The following is a 17,875-nucleotide window of genomic DNA, read 5'->3' as shown; positions in this document are numbered from 1 at the left end:
ATCAATGACACCAGAATCCGTCTTAGCACTGGGCACAGAAGCGATGAAAATCGCTTTATCACTCGCAGGCCCTCTTTTGTTGTCAGCACTTGTGACCGGTCTTGTGATCAGTATGCTTCAAGCAGCAACACAGATAAATGAAATGACATTATCGTTTATCCCTAAAATTCTAGCTGTATTAGCGGCTATTTTAGTGGCTGGCCCTTGGATGTTAAGTTTGCTATTAGATTATATGCGCAACTTATTTACGGGTATTCCAGGGATGATTGGTTAATTGCAATGATAACTCTGACCAGTGAAATGCTTAACGGCTACATTAGTGATTTTTTCTGGCCATTTGTGCGTATTCTTGCACTGTTTAGTACTGCACCGCTATTTAGTGAAAAGCAGACACCGAAGAAATTTCGCATTGCACTCGCCTTTTTGATAACCGCATTAGTCGCACCCGGTTTACCACAAAGCAATGTGCCTCTATTCTCGATTATTGCCTTTTGGGTTCTGTTGCAACAAATTTTGATTGGTACAATTCTAGGGTTATCAATGCAGTTGGCATTCGCTTCTGTTCGTCATGCCGGTGAAGTGATTGGTTTACAAATGGGGCTTTCATTCGCCACGTTCGTCGATCCATCAGGTGGCCCTAATATGCCTATTTTGGCACGTATTTTTAATATGCTGACAATGCTATTATTTATGGTTTTTGATGGTCATTTATGGTTAATATCAATATTAGTTGATACATTCTATGTAGTTCCTATTGGAAATCAGACTTTTAATTCATTGGGTATTCTTACTTTAGTTCAAAGTGGTGGCTCAATATTTATTAACGGTATGATGCTAGCCATGCCATTAATCACCCTACTCCTCGTTCTTAACCTTTCATTAGGTATTCTAAACCGTATGACACCACAGCTTTCTGTCTTTGTGGTTGGTTTCCCGCTTACGCTGACTATTGGTATGTTAGCATTATCAATGATTATGCCTGCATTGCCTGTATTTACAGAGCGCGTCTTTAGCGATACGTTTAATCGCATTACATTGATATTGCAGCAGTTGGTTTCTTGAGGTTTCAGATTATTAACGTTTCATTGTTTATTTTTAAGCCATCCAATTAAAATAAATCCGCTTTTTGTAGCCAATGTTGTTTATTTATTCTACAATCAACGTATACCAATTGCTATACAAGGAGGCGTGATATGAAATCTGATGTCCAACTCAACATTCGCGCTAAAGAATCACAACGCGCACTTATTGATACTGCTGCTGAAATTCTCCATAAATCTCGTACTGACTTTATTCTTGAGACAGCCTGCCAAGCTGCTGAAGATGTCATTTTAGACCGTAGAACCTTTAATTTAAATGATGCTCAATATGCGGAATTTATAGAAATTATTGACGCGCCGGTTGATATTGACCCTGCTCTTGAAAAGTTATTAATAAGAAAACCATTATGGGAAAAGTAACAGCACCTGAGCCGTTATTAAGTTCACATGAAGTGGCTGATTTTTATAGTAGTGAAAGTGTATTAGATAACTGGATAAAACAAAGAGGTTTAAAAAACCAATTATTAGGTGCGCCACGTACATTCGTCGTCTGTGAAAAAAATAACAAACACGTTGTTGGGTACTATTCTTTAGCTACAGGTAGTGTTAACCACTCTGAGGCAATTAATCATATTCGTCGCAATATGCCAGACCCAATACCAGTGATTATTTTAGCTAGGCTTGCTGTTGATAAAACTTTCCATGGACGAGGCCTTGGCGCTGATTTGTTAAGGGATGCTGTTTTGCGTTGTTATCATGTTGCTGAAAATATTGGCGTTAAAGCGATTATGGTTCATGCTCTAACTGAAAACGCAAAACATTTTTATCTTCATAATGGTTTCAAAGCTTCTGCAACTCAAGAAAGAACCTTATTTTTAGCATTGAAAAAATAAGTTTACTTTGTTTTATTTAATAAATAAAAAAATCCCCTGATAAACCAATATCAGGGGAGATATCAAAATAGTTTAAAGCTATAGTGCAATAATTAGCGATACATTTTGAACATCGACATATCTTTCATGTCGTTAAAGACTTTATAAGAAGCCTGTAATACAGACTCTTCTTGGTAATAATCTGAAATCGCTTGTGTCCAGTCTAAATCGCGTAATTCGCTTAAACGTTTTGCATTTCTTAAAGAAGTATCTGCACCTAAATCATCTAAGTTATCAAGCTCTTGAAGTTGTAAACCTAATTTAGCTTCTACACTTGAAATGTTATTTAACGTTGCACGGTTAACACGGTTTGCTTCATCAATTTTTTCTAATGCTGCATCACGATCAGCTTGTGGTTTACCTGTTAAAGGTTCACGTAATGCAGTGATAGCACCATCTAATGCTTCAAAAATATCTGGAGCTGTCCCTTTACTACCTGAAGATTGTAATGTTTCGATCCCAGTGAAGTTAGTGACCATTTCAATATTGCTATCTACTTTTTGGGTAATTTGTTTATCACCACCTTGATAGGTGATTTTACCTGTTGCATCAGCGACAAAAGGTGGTTTATCTGATTGGAAACCTGCAAAAATATAACGACCCACACCATCTTTTGTGTTGCCAATACCTACTAGCTGATCTTTTAAACCTTGTAATTGATCAGCCAAAGATGAACGGTCTTCATCACTTAATGTTGCATCATTACCTGCGGCAACCAGTGTTTCTTGGATTTTAGTTGTAATATTAACCATTTGGCTTGCTAAGCTCATTTGCAAAGACATACTGTTTTTTGCAAATCCACGCGCTGTCGCATACTGCTGGTTACGAGATTCAGATTGTTTCACCATTACCGCTTGAGAAGCCGCCATTGGATCATCTGATGGCTTTTCAACACGACGACCACTGGAGATTTTATTTCCTTCAGTCATCCATTTGCTTTGTGAACTGGTGATATTGTCCACTCGCTGGCTAAAAATTTGATTTGAACTTAAACGCACAGTGATATTCCTTATTCTGATGAAGGGTTACTTAGAAAACTTGCATAATCGCATCAAACATACTGTTTGCAGTTTGAATAACTTTTGCATTTGCCATGTAGTATTCTTGAATGCGATACATCTCACCGTACTCTTCATCCAAGTTCACACCAGAAACAGACTGTTGTTGTTCGACAATACTTTTAGTGATAGAAACCTGAGCATCAAAGTCAACTTGAGCGGTATTCACTTTATTACCGACCATACTGATCAGTGAACCATAGCCACCCGCAATTGTCGTTTTACCATCAATGATTTTTTCATCGGGTAACTCAAACAATTTTTTCATGTTTTCGTTGTCACTTGGGCCAGTATCTTTAGATCCAGCAGCTGCAATTTTACTAGGATCAGTTACCGCCACTTTCATATCTGCAATCACATTACCTACAGATTGAACAATAATAGAATCGTCTTTTTGTGCTGTACCATTGATTTTGATATTCATCCCTTCAAAGGTCAGTTCTTGTTTTTTTGCATCAAATGTGGCATTAACTTTACGACCACCCGGCTCTACCGTAACATTCCACTTACTACCGTCATATTTAACAGTATAATCAGCCGCTTTCACTTCTTTAGTATCTGTATATTCAACAGTAAAATTAGCATTGCCTTTATTTTTACCGTTAGGCATGACATGTGCGCCACCAAGGTCAAAGAATTTTTCACCTTTGTCGCCATTTAAATCAAAACCTTGCTCATGTTGTTTATTAAATTGATCGCCTAACACTAACGCTAATTGATTTAATTGGTTACGGCTTGGATCTAACACTTCTTCACGACTACGATAAGCACCGCCCAGTTCGCCACCTTTAATACGTTTTGCATCCACTTCACGAACTTCATCAATACCGTTGCTATAACCAATAACAAGGCGTTCGCTATTTTTACTTGATGGAATAGCAGAAACTTCATAAGAGCGAGTACCAGATACTAATGGCAAACCATTAGCAAATGTGACGTTAACAAAACCACCATCCTGTTGAGTCACTTGAACATCAACCAGTGTGTTTAGTTCTTGAATTAGACGATCACGTTGATCTAATAAGTCGTTAGGATCAGCGCCATTAAAGCCTTTAGAGCGACTAATTTCGTTATTTAGTTTTGCGATCTGTTTTGTATATTCATTGATATTTTTAGAGGTATTTGTCACCTGACTATTAATATCTTTTTCTAGATCACGCAATGATTGGTCTGCTTTAGCAAACATATTGACCATTGCTTCTGCTTTACCAATTACCGTTGTACGCGCAGGGTTGTCTTCTGCGTTATTAGTTACATTTGGTAAGCTGGTAAAAAATTCGTCAATAGCACTTGAAACATCATTCCCTTTATCTGCTAACAAATCATTAATTTGTGAGATATTTTGGGTATAACTATTAAGTGCACTTTGTTTTGACATTGCACGGTTCATTTGACCGGCAAGAAATTCGTTATACTCACGATGAATACGGCTAACATTAACACCATTACCGATATAACCATTACCGGTCATTGTGCCGCTGTTTTCATTAAAAACAGTCATTTGACGGTTGTACCATTTTACATTTTGGTTAGCGATGTTATTACTCACAGTGCTCATCGCAGCTTGTGCCGCATTAAGTCCGCTCATCGCTGTATTAATTAAACTGTTGGACATTTGTCTATCCTTTTACGTTTAGTCATCACCCGTATGCACGGAGCATAGCTGGCAAGTTGGAATGAATGCTCTGGTCTTTATTATCGGTACTTCCCCTCTAAACTTGAGGGGAAAGCATTAAAATAGATCGCTTAAATCGTGAGTATAGGTTTTAGCAACTTGCTCACCACTTCCTTTTAATTGACCAATAATTGAAACCAGTTTTTTCGCATAACCTGGATCGGTAGCATAACCCGCTTCTTGGATGCGATAAGCGGCTTGTTCTGGGGTTTGAGCTTGAGGCACTTTAGCGTAACGAGGACTTTCAGTGATCAATCTGAGATAATCTTGAATGGCTTCAACATAAGAGCCATAAACGCGGAAATTATCACGCATTTTAATTGGCTTACCGTCAATCACTTCGGTTGTCATAATATTCGTAACCGGCCCTTTCCAACTACTTCCTGCTTTAATACCAAACAGGTTATAACTTGGCTTACCTTCGCCCGTTAGAATTTCACGTTTACCCCAACCCGATTCCAGCGCCGCTTGAGCAACAACTAAAAGATGGTGTACACCTGTGCCTTCTGTCGCTTGTTTAGCAGGCCCTAATAGTTTAGATGCAAAAGAAGCACTGCTTTCAGATAATCCTTTAAGCTTGCCAATCGTACTTTCAATTGCATTTTGGTAAGGCTGCATTGCACGGTACATTTGTCCCAAGGCTTGCGTTGGCATAGATTGAAAAATATCACTGCCATCTAATGGCATTGGCGTTTTTCCCGCCATTTCGCTCGGATCCATCGTAACTTTTGCAGAAAGCTGTTTTTCTATCATGTCAGCAAAACCCAAGCCTTTTTGTGATAAGTCTTGAGCGATTTGTTGATCATAAAGTGAGGTATACATTTTGGTACTTTCTGAATTAAACATGCTCTCTTGAGGTATTGCATCACGCATGCTCTTTAACATCATTTGAACAAAAACACCTTCAAGTTGCTGCGCCACTTGGCGCAGTCCTTGTTGATCAGCATTTTGCCCGACCTGATATTTAAGTTTATTCAATGCATTACTGTCATATGCCGGCGCTGACATCGTCGGCATTGAAGAAAGCAGAGATAAATCTTTCATCAGATAATCTCCAGTCTCGCACGTAAGCAACCCGCGCTTTCCATTGCCTGCAATATCGACATTAAATCAGTCGGTGTTGCACCTAATGCATTTAATGTACGGATCACTTCATTTAGGCTTGCGCTTGCATTCACTTGCTGTAATGAGCCACCTTGTTCACTCATATTCACACTAGTATTACGTGTTACGACAGTGCTACCACCCGCAAATGGAGTATTAGGCTGGCTTACATTCACTTGACTATCAACCGTAACAGAAAGATTGCCTTGTGCGATCGCGCAGCTTCCTAATGTCACATCACGGTTCATAACAACAGATCCAGTTCTTGCATTAATGATCACTTTTGCATCTGCAATAACTCGTTTAATTTCAAGATTTTGAACTTCAGCCAAGAAACGTACTTGTTCACTTTTACCAATAGGAACACGAAGTTGAACTGTACGAGCATCTAAAGGAATAGCGGTACCCACACCTCTTAATTTATTAACGCTATCAGAGATATGTTGTGCCAAGGTGAAGTTTTCTTCATTCAGTTGCAAGTTCAACAGACCTGTTTGACCAAATTGTGATGGTAGTTCGCGCTCAATAATCGCTCCGCTACTAATACGCCCACCCGCTAACTGATTAACTTTAACACTATTACCGCCTGCGGATGCACCAGCTCCCCCAACCACAATATTACCCTGAGCCAAAGCATAAACCTGATTATCAACACCCTTGAGTGGTGTCATCAGCAACGTACCACCACGTAAGCTTTTTGCATTACCTAATGATGAAACAACGACGTCGATTGATTGCCCTGTACGACCAAAAGGCGGTAATTTTGCTGTTACCATCACCGCAGCAACGTTTTTCAATTGCATATTGGTGCCGGGTGGTACGGTGATCCCCAATTGTGAGAGCATGTTATTCAGACTTTGTGTGGTAAACGGAGTTTGCATTGTTTGGTCACCCGTTCCATCTAATCCCACCACTAAACCATAACCAATCAGCGCATTTTCTCTTACCCCTTCAACAGAGGTGAGATCTCTGATCCGTTCGGCATGGGCGGAAAAACCGACACATGTCATCACGATAAAGAAAAGGCTCATCGCTATTTTTTTCATCTGGATCCTACTCATTAAAAAGGTGATACATTTAAGAAGAAGCGTTGTAGCCATCCCATAGACTGTGCTTCATTGATATAACCGTCTCCGATATATTCAATACGAGCATCAGCAACTTGGGTTGAATTTACGGTATTGGCTCCACTGATAGTTCTTGGATTCACAACACCTGAAAAACGGATAAATTCAGTACCTTGATTGATAGCAATTTGCTTTTCACCAATAACGTGCAGGTTTCCATTGGCAAGAAGCTGATCGACGGTCACTGTAATGGTGCCTTTAAAGGTATTATTCGCATTTGCGCCACCTTTACCGCCAAAGTCACTATTTCCTTCCATACTCATATCTGTACGTTTATTACCAAATACCCCTTCCAAGAATCCAGGCGTAATCGCGGCAAGGAATCCGGCTTTACCATTACGGCTGGCATTCGCAGATGAGTTTTTGCTTGCGCTCACATTCTCTTGCAATGTAATAGTCAACGTGTCACCGATATTTCGAGGGCGTCTATCTTCAAATAGAGGTTGATAGCCAAAATAAACAGGCTGAGCTGACTGAAAAATAGAGCCATTAGGTGCAGGTGCTGTTGGTGCCGTTGGAACCGCAGTTGTATTACCTTCTACTAACGGTTTTTTGGGTATATATGCGCATCCCGACAGTGTCAGTACCAACAGGGCGGTACCTAAACGTTGATGACGACGCCATCTGACACTAAGCTTTCTTGCCCCAGAATTGTCAGTAATGACCTTTGTATCCATCTTCGATACTCTTTTAGTAATACGCCTGACAGGAACCCTGTCAGGCTAATGAACAAACGAAATTAGAGTTGCGTTAGTTTCTGTAACATCTGATCAGACGTTGAAATCGCTTTACTGTTAATTTCATAAGCACGTTGAGTCTGGATCATATTGACCAACTCTTCAGCTACGTTAACGTTAGAGGTTTCAACATATCCCTGATACAACAAGCCTGCACCATTGATACCTGGGGCATTTTCAGTTGGCGCACCAGAACTTGCGGTTTCTAAGTATAAGTTTTCACCCACACTTTCTAATCCGCTGTCATTAATAAAGGTAGTGAGTGTCAATTGGCCTACTTGTTGTGGCGCAGGATCACCTTCCATCTCAACACTGACTGTACCATCACGACCAATCATCACTTTCTTTGCGGTATCAGGCAAAATAATAGCTGGTACAACTTGGAAACCACTGGTTGTTACTAATTGGCCATTTTGGTCCATTTGGAATGCACCATCACGGGTATAAGCGTCTGTACCATCAGGCAACTGAACATGGAAAAAACCTTGTCCTTTGATAGCCACATCACGTGTTCCGTTTGTTGGCGCTAAGTTACCTTGGCTATGCAGACGCTCGGTCGCAACCGGACGAACCCCCGTACCAATTTGTAAACCTGAAGGTGCATTGGTCTGTTCAGAAGTCATCGCACCCGGTTGGCGAATTGTTTGATACAGTAAATCTTCGAAAACCGCACGTTGGCGTTTAAAGCCATTGGTGCTGACGTTCGCGAGGTTGTTGGAAATCACATCCATGTTTGTCTGTTGTGCATCCAACCCAGTTTTAGCAATCCATAAAGAACGGATCATGGTTTTCCCCTTACACTATTTAACTCAGTGATAGCAATTGGTTAGCTCGTTGCGCATTATCATCAGCGCTATGAATAACCTTCATTTGCATTTCGAAACGTCTTGCGTTTGCTATCATATCGACCATGGCTTCTGCTGGATTAACATTACTGCCTTCTAACACACCAGCTAACACCTTCACGCTATCATCCGCAGGTAATTCCTCACCAGCACGCGCAGCTCCTTTTGGTGATAAATGGAATAACCCATCATCGCCACGAACTAAGTCGTTTTGCTCTGGTTTTACCATTTTTAAACGACCAATCTGACCCAGCATTTTTGGCGGATCAGTCGGTACATGCGCAGTCACAATACCGTTATTGGCAATACTGACATTTGCTTGAGGAGGTACTTCAATCGCACCGTTATCCCCCATTAACAAACGCCCTTGCACCATCAACATGCCATCCGCATTACGTTGGATGTTTCCGTTTCGGGTATAAGCTTCGGTGCCATCATCAAGCTGAACAGCCAAATAGCCGTTATCACTTAACGCAACGTCCATTGATCTGCCGGTATAGTTCATCGTTCCTTGACTCTGATCGCTACCAGGCGTTGAAGCTACCGTTAATGTACGAGTTGGTAAGGTATCGCCATTGACAGGTACGGCTCGCATTGCACTAAGCTGCGCTTTGAATCCGGGCGTTGATGCGTTTGCTAAGTTGTTCGCCACGACAGCTTGATTTTCCATCGAGTGTCTGGCGCCGCCCATCGCGGTATAAATCACATGATCCATAACAGATTATTTCCGGCGTTATTAGCGCAAGCTAACCAGAGTCTGCAGGATCTGATCCTGAGTCTTGATGGTTTGTGCGTTTGATTGATAGTTACGTTGAGCAACGATCATGTTGACTAACTCTTGGCTCATATCAACGTTAGACGCTTCTAATGCGTTATTGGTTAATTTGCCAAATACACCAGAGCCAGCAACACCGACGATTGGTGAACCTGAACCGTTAGTTTCAGACCACATGTTGTCACCTTGTGAGCTTAAACCACCTGCATTTGCAAAGTTAGCTAATGCGATTTGGCCGACAACTTGGCTTTGTTGGTTTGAGTAGGTCGCCATGATTGAGCCGTCTTGCTCAATACGGAAGTTGGTGAATTCACCCGCTTGATAACCGTTTTGCGCTAATTTAGATACGCTTGATTCAGAGACTTTTTGCTGGGTACTGCCTGTAAAGTTCATCGCCATATCCATGGTTTCTGAACCTTTATAAGACACAGTAGTGAAATTTTTAATGCTGGTTGCCGTTTCGTCTAATACACCGTTATTTTTATAAACTAACTTGCCTAAATTTTGAGCAGGCTCACCTGTTGTGGAGTCTTGAGCATGAACTTCCCATTCATTATCTTTTGTTTTCACAAAGAATAAGTTCAAGTTATGTTCATTACCTAAGCTATCGTAAGTTGTTACGTTAGTACTGAAGTTATAAGAGTCATTATCTTTAGGATCAAACGCATGCGTCGTTTGATCAATTATCTCTTCAGCTGAGTTCAAGTTAACCGTCATATCCACTTTATCGGTTGCACTTGCATTCATCATATCGGTAGGGATAACGATTGGTGATGGCGTTGCCCCTTTTTGAACCACGTTTTTACCATCAACGTTCTGTACTGGGTAACCTGTTACACGCATACCTTGCATATTAGTCAGGAAACCATTTTTATCTTTACCGAATTCACCATTACGTGAATAGAAAACGCCACCGTTTTGATCTTCAATACGGAAAAAACCACCACCAGAAATCGCCACGTCTGTTGGACGGTTAGTGGTTGTGATACTACCGTCTTTAAAGTTTTGGCTAATACCTGCAACTTTAACACCTAGACCTGCACCAGAACCTGCGAAAACGTCTGCAAAAGAAACGTTCGCACCTTTAAAACCGTAGGTTGCGGAGTTAGAAATATTGTTACCGATAGTATCTAAGTTAGCGGCTGCTGCGTTTAAACCACTTACTGCTTGTGAAAAGGACATGCGCCCTCCAAGTTGAATATGTGTTAGTTAAAGAACCTGACGAATTTCATCCAATGAAACGGTATTACCTAAGCCAACATCAAGGCGGGCACCACCATCCACCATGGACACACTATTCACCAGCGCATAATTCAGTGTCTTAACAGGGACCTGAGCATCATTAAGCGTGGCGTTAACGGTAAATTTATAGCTTCCTGTTGGAACAGGATTGTCATCTTCATCTGTACAATCCCAAGAGAAGTTATAAACATCCGGTAGCATCTTTTTGTCCATATTGATTGTACGAACGGTCACACCACTCGCATTGGTGATGTTTATCGTAAGAGAATCGGTTGGACTGAGTAATTCAAAACCAAAAGGTGTTGAAAAAAGGTGTTCACTATCAGGGGTATTTGGGTCGGTATCATCTGCTTTATACGTTCCCATTTGCTGACGCGTTTTTTCATTTTGAGTATCAGGTGTTGGAATTGTGTCATCCCCATCACCGGGTTTTTCAGTCTCACCTTTACCGTCGGTTGGCTGAAAGACAACAATTTTATTCCCAGAGACCATGACACCACGGCCAACTAAGGAAGATGCTCGCAACGCCTGACTTTGATCAATTTGCCCAACAATGTTATTCACTGTTTTATTCAGTGTTTCGATACCTTCAACGGTCGAAATTTGAGCTAACTGAGATGTTAACTCATTATTTTGCATTGGGTTTGTTGGGTCTTGATTTTTCATCTGAGTGATGAGAAGTGTCAGGAAATTCCCTTTAATATCATCACTACCACCTTTTTTCGTATGGTATGAAGAAGGTGCATCCCCGATAATGGTATTATCATAAGGTTCACTCATTGAGGAGGAAATACCCACAATTTATTCTCCCTATTGACCTATCATCAGTGTTTTTTGCATCAGTGATTTTGCCGTGTTCATGACTTCAACGTTAGCTTGATAGCTACGAGAAGCAGAGATGGTATTAATCATTTCACCCACGACATCAACATTCGGCATACGTACATACCCTTTTTCATCAGCAAAAGGATGCCCTGGCTGATATTCCATACGAAATGGAGCAGGATCATCCACCACCTCAGTAACACGCACACCACCAATTTCTTGACCAGCGGGCGCATTTACCTGAAAAACAACCTGCTTTGCACGATAAGGGTCGCCATCTGGACCCGCTACACTGTCGGCGTTTGCCATATTGCTGGCACTCACGTTTAAACGTTGTGATTGCGCTGAAAGTGCTGAACTTGAAATATCGAAAATACTAAATAAAGACATGCTCTTTACCTTACTGTTGCAATACAGCCATCATGCTTTTAACTTGCGAATTAATAAATGTCACATCAGCCTGATACTTAAGGCTATTGTCAGCAAAATTACTACGTTCCATATCCATATCCACGGTATTACCATCCATCGCAGTTTGATGAGGTACGCGATACAACAAGTCCGCTTCTAAGCGGTAACCAGGTTTGATTGGGATATGGCGCTCTGATGTCATCGCTAATTGCATGCCATGACTGCCAGTGCGTCCGTTTTCAATGGTTTTTTTCAATTCAGAAGCAAAATCAATATCACGAGCCTGAAAGCCTGGGGTATCTGCGTTAGCGATATTCGCAGCAAGAATTTCTTGGCGTTTATTACGTATTGAGAGCGCTTCTTGTTGAAAATGAAACGTATTTTCTAATTTATCGAGCATCTTCTATCCTTCGTGGCTAAGCCACTTACCTCAGCTGATAAAACAATTTCAGTTGACAGAATAAACGCTCAAAAAAAAGATGATTGGAGGAATAGGCGTAAATTGGATTGCTATTTATGCGTTTAAGGCGTGTAAAGACGATGTACACTGTGCTGGCTAAATAAGTACAAATGCACAATTAGCATCAACTCTGTAAGGTGATTCAAACTATGTTAGTTAAAACTCTTATCGGTCTGTTTTCTTTTTTCTTTATGGTGAATGTGAGCATTGCTAAATCACTCCCTGAAGAACTACAAGATTTCTTTGTCGCGCTTCATCAACAAGGCGATAAAGTGACAGTCACCGTTTTAACACCTGAAGAGAAATGGCCAGTCTGTCAAACACAAGAGATCCAACGCCACGCAGGATCTCGTAATTGGGGTCGTCTTTCGATTCCCATTCAATGTGATAAACAACGTCGTTTTATTCAAGTTGATGTTAGCGTTAATGGTGAATATTTAATCGCGAAAAAAGACATTAATCGTGATGATATCATTGAAACGTCTGCTGTCAGCATGACAACAGGCGAGTTAGAAAAACAGCCTTATGATGTATTGCGAGATCCCGCATTAATTAAAAATGCTATTGCGATGCGACAAATATCCGCAGGTAAACCCTTAACATCAACCATGGTTCGTCGCCCTTGGGCAATACTGGCGGGTCAAACAGTAACAGTCTTTGCACAAGGCCCTCACTTTCAGATCCGTTATGAGGGTAAAGCTGTAAACAACGCCGTTGCCAATGAAACGATCCGAGTAAGAGTAAAGTCAGGCCAAATCGTCACTGGTGAAGCACTTGAAAATGGCTCTGTTCGCATCCCTCTTTAATAAATTAAAAAGCTGATAAGCAGAATAAGCCTATATTGAATTGCTTGTTACCCGTTTCAGTTACGGCAAGCCAAGGTAAACTCTCTTGCGCTACAATTTGAACAAAAACGGTGTTTGCATACATTTTTTACTCTAAATAATTCAAGTTGTAGCTAGGCGACAAATGAATGAATCGCTAGGAGCATACATAAGTATGTGACTAGTGAGAGTGAATGCAGTCAACAACGCTACGGCTTGAAGTATGACGAGTAATGGGACTAGTGAGAGTGAATGCAGTTAACAACGCTACGGCTTGAAGTATGACGAGTAATGGGACTAGTGTGAGTGAATGCAGTTAACAACGCTACGGCTCGAAGTATGACGAGTAATAGTAAGATTAAAGTTTTTGATTCTACAGCCGATATAAAGAAACAAGATGATAGGCGAAAACACATAGGTTGTTTTACAATGGCTTCATCTGACTATTAATTGATGCCTAACAAAGGATTTTCCTATGAGTATTGAACGCGCAAATCCACTGCTCCCGATTAACGCAATTGCACAACGTAACCCAGGTGAAGTCACACAGGGTTCACGTAAATCGGGAACAACTGAACAAAAAACTGCAACAGGTGACACTTCGGTTAAATTAAGTGAAGCGCAGAAAAAACTTGTTCAGCCTGGAAACAAAGACATTAACGTTGAGAAAGTTGCTCGCTTAAAAGAAGCAATTGCCAACGGAACATTAACCATGGACAGCGGTAAAATTGCGGATGCTCTTTTCCGTGAAGCTGCTGAAAGCATAACTCAATAATATTTTAATGATTATGATGGAAGAACTCCGCCAGACTTTAGATCTTCAATTATCACAGCTCAATACCATTGCAGGTATTCTACGTGCTGAACAGCAGTTATTGTGTGCAGGTAACATTGATATCAATGCACTTCACGAAGTTACTGAACAGAAGAATTTTGTCTTGTCGGCTTTAGGTCATACCGACCAACAGCGTCATACGCTAAGCTTACAAGCCAGTGTAGAAAAACCTTACACAGGGTTGCCATTCTTATCTGATTTATGGATACAAATAATGGATATTACGGCGGAGCTAAAACATCTTAATCAACATAATGGATTGCTATTAGATCAACATATTTCTCGTAATAGTGATGCTATCCGTTTTTTGCAGAAGAACCACAGCCCAACCCTTTATGGTTCTGATGGGCAAGCACAGCGTTCTACATTGGCTGGGCGTAAAATTCAGGTTTAGGTTTTCTCGATAATTATCAGAATTCACACGATACGTCATCAATATTGATGGCGTTTTTCTTTGTCGATAAAATGTTATTCAGTTTAGGCACCATACATCACTATTATCTATATTCTTCTCGTAACACGCCATTTCTCTTATCTAAGCCTTAGCTATTATTTATTCCTCTATTCCCCACACTATTACCACACTTTTGTATAACATTACTAAACCACCTATTAATTGATATACCTACTTTCCCCCTTTGCCATGAGTAAAAGATCTAACACATCACACCCTTCTTTTTATTAGCATAAAAAAGGCCACTTAATAAAGTGACCTTAATTCTAGATAACAGCATATCAGCGAGAATGATTAATGCGGTTGCCCACCAATCATTGATGTCATACGGATACGACGACCTTCACTAATTTCCATATTCGATAACACAGCCAATTGTGGCAAACTACGACGTAAAAAGCGTGAAAGTAATGAACGCAATGCGTGATTCACTAATAATACTGGTGCACCACCGGACATCTCTTGATGGCGTACAGCATCTGCTGCTTGTTGTTCAATATTTTCAGCAAGCCCTGGCTCTAATCCACCGCCACTTTGCATCGCTTGAACAAGAATACGCTCTAAGCTTGCATCTAAACCAATCACCTGAATTTCATCTTGATCACCAAACCAGTGTTGTGTAATCGCACGGCGAAGTGCAACACGAACCACTGCGGTTAATTCAGCCGGATCTTTTTGTTCTGGCGCATGCTCCGCTAAGGCTTCTAATATGGTTCTCATATCGCGAATAGGTACTTGCTCAGAAAGCAGATTTTGCAATACCTTATGTAACACCGTGAGTGAAAGCATATCTGGGATCATATTTTCTGTCATTTTAGGGAGCTCTTTACTGACCCTATCAAACAACATTTGTGCTTCTTGACGACCAAATAATTCTGATGCATATTTCGCTAATGCGTGGTTGAAGTGCGTTGCAATAACAGTGCTTGCCGCGACAACGGTATAACCTTGAACCTGTGCTTGCTCTCTTAAACTGTCATCAATCCAAACCGCGGGTAAACCAAAGGCTGGCTCTTGAGTGATATCACCGTCTAAAGAGCCCACTGCATTACCCGGATTGATTGCTAACCAACGGCCCGGATGCGCTTCTCCATGACCAATTTCAACCCCTTTCATAAGAATACGGTAAGAAGAAGGTCTTAGCTCCATATTGTCACGAATATGAACAACGGGAGGGAGATATCCTGTCTCTTGAGCAAATTTTTTACGGATACCACTAATTCGCCCTAATAACTCACCATTTTGGCGATTATCTACCATTGGAATTAAGCGATACCCCACTTCCATAGCTAATGGATCTTCCAGTTGCACATCTTCCCATGACGCTTCAACAACACGGTTTTGTTTTTCAACTTCTTCCATCTCTTTTTGTTGTTGCACTTCAGGATTAGCGTTACGACGTAAGATATACCAACCTAATCCGCCTAATGCTGCGGTGAAAAAGAGGAAAACAAAGTTGGGCATTCCCGGTACTAAACCTAATAAGCCTAACACCCCAGCGGTTAGCATTAGTACACGAGGATTATCAAATAGTTGGGTCACCATCTGTTGCCCAACATCTTCATCTGTAGCAACACGAGTAACAATAACACCCGCTGCGGTTGAGATAATCAATGCTGGGATTTGAGCAACCAGACCATCACCGATGGTTAAAAGGGTATAAGTCGTTGCTGCATCGTTTAACGCCATTCCGTGTTGAGCGACACCGACGATAAGACCACCCACCACGTTAATCACAAGGATCATTAAGCCTGCGATGGCGTCACCACGAACAAACTTACTCGCACCATCCATTGAACCGTAAAAGTCAGATTCCAATGAGACTTCTTTACGACGCTTTTTAGCTTCTTCTTCGTTGATAATACCCGCATTCAAGTCAGCATCGATTGCCATCTGTTTACCAGGCATTCCATCTAACACAAAACGTGCACCCACTTCAGCAATACGTCCCGCCCCCTTGGTGATAACCATAAAGTTAATCAGAATAAGGATGATAAAGACCACAATACCGATAGCAAAGTTACCGCCAACAAGGAAATGGCCAAAGGCCTCAACAACGCGCCCTGCAGCTTCTGGCCCTGTATGTCCTTCCATTAAGATGATACGTGTTGAAGCAACGTTTAATGATAAACGTAACAACGTGGTAAACAGCAAAATAGTCGGGAAAGCAGCAAAGTCTAAAGTACGCTTTGTAAACATTGCCACTAACAGCACCATAATGGAGAGTGCAATATTAAAGGTAAATAATAAATCCAATAGAAAAGGTGGCAATGGCAATACCATCATCGACAGTATCAACAAGATAAGCACTGGCCCTGCCAGTATCTGCCACTGAGAACTTTTCCAATTTCCCGGCAAGCGGAGTAATGAGGCCAAATTAGCCATGACGATTATCTTCTCCAGCAAAGTCCAGTGCGGGAGGCACTGGCAAGTTCATAGGTTGTTTAGGTTTTAAACCACCTTCGGTTTTCCATCGTTTCAGTTGATAAACCCATGCAAGTACCTCTGCAACCGCAGCATAAAGAGTTGAAGGTATTGCATGGCCTATTTCACTGTGACGATATAACGCCCTAGCAAGCGGTGGCGCTTCTAGAAGCGGAATTCGATTTTCTGCACCAATTTCTTTAATTTTTAACGCAATAGCCCCTGCACCTTTCGCTAACACTTTAGGTGCGGTCATTTTGTCGTTATATTGCAGAGCAACAGCATAGTGTGTTGGGTTCGTGACAATAACGTCAGCTTTTGGCACATCAGCCATCATTCGGCGACGAGACATGGCATGTTGTTGTTGACGAATACGTGCTTTAAGTTGGGGATCACCCTCTTGCTGTTTAAATTCGTCTTTAATTTCTTGGCGCGTCATACGTAGCTTTTTCAAATGGCTACGGATTTGGAAAATGATGTCAAATGCCACCATCGGGATCAGCATAAAAACCGTAATGTAGACGGCGAAAATCAACAATTGCATCGCATTGGCGAGCGCACTCAATGGTGGAAGCGTGATCAGGTGAAGAATATCGTTCCAGTTGTGCCATAAAAACACCGTTGCTGCGATCCCCACAAAGGTTGATTTCAGTATCGCTTTAAATAACTCAGCTAACGCATTCATTGAAAAGATACGTTTTAATCCAGAAATAGGGTTCCATTTCTTCGGATCAAACTTAATAGATTTACTACTAAAGTTAATCCCACCTAATAAAGCAGAGCCACCAATCGCCACAAGTACTAACCCAAAAAATACGGGGGATAGTGCAAAAACGGCTTGTTTAATTAAGCTACCAAATCGAGGGATCAACAAATTCTCATTACCAATAAGGTGATGATTAAACGTAAATCCTTCTGTTAACATGGCATGTAGCCCACGAGTGATAAATCCACCACTCATCCACAGCAAACTCACGCCACCCAAGATCATTAAAACGGATGAAAGCTCTTTAGAACGGACAATTTGTCCATCCTTTTTAGCTTTTTCCCGTTTATGGGGTGTGGGGTCCTCTGTTTTTTCGAGATCGCTATCTTCAGCCACAGTCT

20 protein-coding genes are annotated in these 17,875 nt (G+C 41.2%); 7 read left to right on the top strand and 13 right to left on the bottom strand.

Annotated elements, in window-relative coordinates; all coding sequences use genetic code 11:
* Nucleotides 1-4: 4 nt before the first annotated feature.
* The 4 genes from fliQ (at nt 5) to JEP40_RS07735 (ending at nt 1,933) form a co-directional block, all read left to right on the top strand.
* Nucleotides 5-274 (top strand): flagellar biosynthesis protein FliQ, encoded by a 270-nt coding sequence (gene fliQ, locus JEP40_RS07750; protein WP_064720361.1) that lies wholly within the window; start codon nt 5-7, stop codon nt 272-274.
* A gap of 5 nt (nt 275-279) precedes the next feature.
* Complete coding sequence (fliR, locus tag JEP40_RS07745) at nt 280-1,062, top strand: flagellar biosynthetic protein FliR (protein WP_198623077.1); 783 nt, start codon at nt 280-282, stop codon at nt 1,060-1,062.
* A 131-nt stretch (nt 1,063-1,193) separates the two neighbouring features.
* Nucleotides 1,194-1,460 carry a DUF1778 domain-containing protein gene (locus JEP40_RS07740; protein ID WP_198623076.1) on the top strand — a complete coding sequence of 89 codons (267 nt, stop codon included), beginning with the start codon at nt 1,194-1,196 and terminating at the stop codon, nt 1,458-1,460.
* Complete coding sequence (locus tag JEP40_RS07735; protein ID WP_198623075.1) at nt 1,448-1,933, top strand: GNAT family N-acetyltransferase; 486 nt, start codon at nt 1,448-1,450, stop codon at nt 1,931-1,933. The genes JEP40_RS07740 and JEP40_RS07735 overlap by 13 nt, the downstream gene beginning before the upstream one ends.
* A gap of 92 nt (nt 1,934-2,025) precedes the next feature.
* Here the strand turns inward: JEP40_RS07735 and flgL are convergent, their stop codons facing one another.
* From flgL to flgB, 11 genes are all read right to left on the bottom strand, one after another.
* Nucleotides 2,026-2,970 carry a flagellar hook-associated protein FlgL gene (flgL, locus tag JEP40_RS07730; protein ID WP_198623074.1) on the bottom strand — a complete coding sequence of 315 codons (945 nt, stop codon included), beginning with the start codon at nt 2,968-2,970 and terminating at the stop codon, nt 2,026-2,028.
* Nucleotides 2,971-3,001: 31 nt separating this feature from the next.
* Nucleotides 3,002-4,645, bottom strand: a complete 1,644-nt coding sequence (gene flgK / locus JEP40_RS07725) for a flagellar hook-associated protein FlgK (protein ID WP_198623073.1) — start codon at nt 4,643-4,645, stop codon at nt 3,002-3,004.
* Between the two features lie 117 nt (nt 4,646-4,762).
* Complete coding sequence (flgJ, locus tag JEP40_RS07720) at nt 4,763-5,749, bottom strand: flagellar assembly peptidoglycan hydrolase FlgJ (RefSeq protein WP_198623072.1); 987 nt, start codon at nt 5,747-5,749, stop codon at nt 4,763-4,765.
* Entirely contained in the window at nt 5,749-6,855 is a 1,107-nt protein-coding gene (locus JEP40_RS07715) for a flagellar basal body P-ring protein FlgI (protein ID WP_198623071.1), read from the bottom strand. The genes flgJ and JEP40_RS07715 overlap by 1 nt, the downstream gene beginning before the upstream one ends.
* A gap of 14 nt (nt 6,856-6,869) precedes the next feature.
* Nucleotides 6,870-7,613 (bottom strand): flagellar basal body L-ring protein FlgH, encoded by a 744-nt coding sequence (locus JEP40_RS07710; protein ID WP_166539687.1) that lies wholly within the window; start codon nt 7,611-7,613, stop codon nt 6,870-6,872.
* A gap of 62 nt (nt 7,614-7,675) precedes the next feature.
* On the bottom strand, nt 7,676-8,458 hold the full coding sequence (gene flgG / locus JEP40_RS07705) for a flagellar basal-body rod protein FlgG (RefSeq protein WP_072068525.1): 783 nt from the start codon (nt 8,456-8,458) through the stop codon (nt 7,676-7,678).
* A gap of 19 nt (nt 8,459-8,477) precedes the next feature.
* A complete protein-coding gene (locus JEP40_RS07700) occupies nt 8,478-9,233 on the bottom strand; it encodes a flagellar basal body rod protein FlgF (RefSeq protein ID WP_198623070.1) in 756 nt (251 codons plus the stop codon).
* A gap of 21 nt (nt 9,234-9,254) precedes the next feature.
* The gene (gene flgE, locus JEP40_RS07695) at nt 9,255-10,475 is read right to left on the bottom strand and encodes a flagellar hook protein FlgE (RefSeq protein WP_198623069.1); all 1,221 of its coding nucleotides are present in this window, start codon (nt 10,473-10,475) and stop codon (nt 9,255-9,257) included.
* 27 nt (nt 10,476-10,502) lie between these two features.
* Nucleotides 10,503-11,333 (bottom strand): flagellar hook assembly protein FlgD, encoded by an 831-nt coding sequence (locus JEP40_RS07690; protein WP_198623068.1) that lies wholly within the window; start codon nt 11,331-11,333, stop codon nt 10,503-10,505.
* 12 nt (nt 11,334-11,345) lie between these two features.
* A complete protein-coding gene (gene flgC / locus JEP40_RS07685; protein ID WP_023581815.1) occupies nt 11,346-11,750 on the bottom strand; it encodes a flagellar basal body rod protein FlgC in 405 nt (134 codons plus the stop codon).
* A 10-nt stretch (nt 11,751-11,760) separates the two neighbouring features.
* Nucleotides 11,761-12,171, bottom strand: a complete 411-nt coding sequence (gene flgB, locus JEP40_RS07680) for a flagellar basal body rod protein FlgB (protein ID WP_006533174.1) — start codon at nt 12,169-12,171, stop codon at nt 11,761-11,763.
* Nucleotides 12,172-12,380: 209 nt separating this feature from the next.
* Here flgB and flgA point away from each other — a divergent pair, with 209 nt between their 5' ends.
* The 3 genes from flgA (at nt 12,381) to JEP40_RS07665 (ending at nt 14,284) form a co-directional block, all read left to right on the top strand.
* Nucleotides 12,381-13,037: a flagellar basal body P-ring formation chaperone FlgA gene (flgA, locus tag JEP40_RS07675; RefSeq protein ID WP_166539684.1), complete on the top strand. Its 657-nt coding sequence runs from the start codon at nt 12,381-12,383 to the stop codon at nt 13,035-13,037.
* 493 nt (nt 13,038-13,530) lie between these two features.
* The gene (gene flgM, locus JEP40_RS07670; protein ID WP_036935733.1) at nt 13,531-13,830 is read left to right on the top strand and encodes a flagellar biosynthesis anti-sigma factor FlgM; all 300 of its coding nucleotides are present in this window, start codon (nt 13,531-13,533) and stop codon (nt 13,828-13,830) included.
* Between the two features lie 13 nt (nt 13,831-13,843).
* Nucleotides 13,844-14,284: a flagella synthesis protein FlgN gene (locus JEP40_RS07665; RefSeq protein WP_198623067.1), complete on the top strand. Its 441-nt coding sequence runs from the start codon at nt 13,844-13,846 to the stop codon at nt 14,282-14,284.
* Between the two features lie 354 nt (nt 14,285-14,638).
* Here the strand turns inward: JEP40_RS07665 and flhA are convergent, their stop codons facing one another.
* On the bottom strand, nt 14,639-16,729 hold the full coding sequence (gene flhA / locus JEP40_RS07660) for a flagellar biosynthesis protein FlhA (RefSeq protein ID WP_198623066.1): 2,091 nt from the start codon (nt 16,727-16,729) through the stop codon (nt 14,639-14,641).
* Nucleotides 16,722-17,870 carry a flagellar biosynthesis protein FlhB gene (gene flhB, locus JEP40_RS07655; protein ID WP_072068533.1) on the bottom strand — a complete coding sequence of 383 codons (1,149 nt, stop codon included), beginning with the start codon at nt 17,868-17,870 and terminating at the stop codon, nt 16,722-16,724. The genes flhA and flhB overlap by 8 nt, the downstream gene beginning before the upstream one ends.
* Between the last annotated feature and the right edge of the window lie 5 nt (nt 17,871-17,875).

The organism is Proteus vulgaris (assembly GCF_016239305.1).
Classification (GTDB): Bacteria; Pseudomonadota; Gammaproteobacteria; order Enterobacterales; family Enterobacteriaceae; genus Proteus; species Proteus vulgaris_C.
This window is presented reverse-complemented; position numbering and strand designations above follow the sequence as displayed.

Coding starts and splice junctions, on each gene's coding strand:
- JEP40_RS07735 (WP_198623075.1), top strand. CDS start 1,448: ATGGGAAAAGTAACAGCACCTGAGCCGTTATTAAGTTCACATGAAGTG.
- flgB (WP_006533174.1), bottom strand. CDS start 12,171: ATGCTCGATAAATTAGAAAATACGTTTCATTTTCAACAAGAAGCGCTC.
- fliQ (WP_064720361.1), top strand. CDS start 5: ATGACACCAGAATCCGTCTTAGCACTGGGCACAGAAGCGATGAAAATC.
- flgE (WP_198623069.1), bottom strand. CDS start 10,475: ATGTCCTTTTCACAAGCAGTAAGTGGTTTAAACGCAGCAGCCGCTAAC.
- flgC (WP_023581815.1), bottom strand. CDS start 11,750: ATGTCTTTATTTAGTATTTTCGATATTTCAAGTTCAGCACTTTCAGCG.
- JEP40_RS07700 (WP_198623070.1), bottom strand. CDS start 9,233: ATGGATCATGTGATTTATACCGCGATGGGCGGCGCCAGACACTCGATG.
- JEP40_RS07740 (WP_198623076.1), top strand. CDS start 1,194: ATGAAATCTGATGTCCAACTCAACATTCGCGCTAAAGAATCACAACGC.
- JEP40_RS07710 (WP_166539687.1), bottom strand. CDS start 7,613: ATGGATACAAAGGTCATTACTGACAATTCTGGGGCAAGAAAGCTTAGT.
- flgG (WP_072068525.1), bottom strand. CDS start 8,458: ATGATCCGTTCTTTATGGATTGCTAAAACTGGGTTGGATGCACAACAG.
- flgA (WP_166539684.1), top strand. CDS start 12,381: ATGTTAGTTAAAACTCTTATCGGTCTGTTTTCTTTTTTCTTTATGGTG.
- flgM (WP_036935733.1), top strand. CDS start 13,531: ATGAGTATTGAACGCGCAAATCCACTGCTCCCGATTAACGCAATTGCA.
- flgJ (WP_198623072.1), bottom strand. CDS start 5,749: ATGAAAGATTTATCTCTGCTTTCTTCAATGCCGACGATGTCAGCGCCG.
- flhA (WP_198623066.1), bottom strand. CDS start 16,729: ATGGCTAATTTGGCCTCATTACTCCGCTTGCCGGGAAATTGGAAAAGT.
- fliR (WP_198623077.1), top strand. CDS start 280: ATGATAACTCTGACCAGTGAAATGCTTAACGGCTACATTAGTGATTTT.
- flgK (WP_198623073.1), bottom strand. CDS start 4,645: ATGTCCAACAGTTTAATTAATACAGCGATGAGCGGACTTAATGCGGCA.
- JEP40_RS07665 (WP_198623067.1), top strand. CDS start 13,844: ATGATGGAAGAACTCCGCCAGACTTTAGATCTTCAATTATCACAGCTC.
- JEP40_RS07715 (WP_198623071.1), bottom strand. CDS start 6,855: ATGAAAAAAATAGCGATGAGCCTTTTCTTTATCGTGATGACATGTGTC.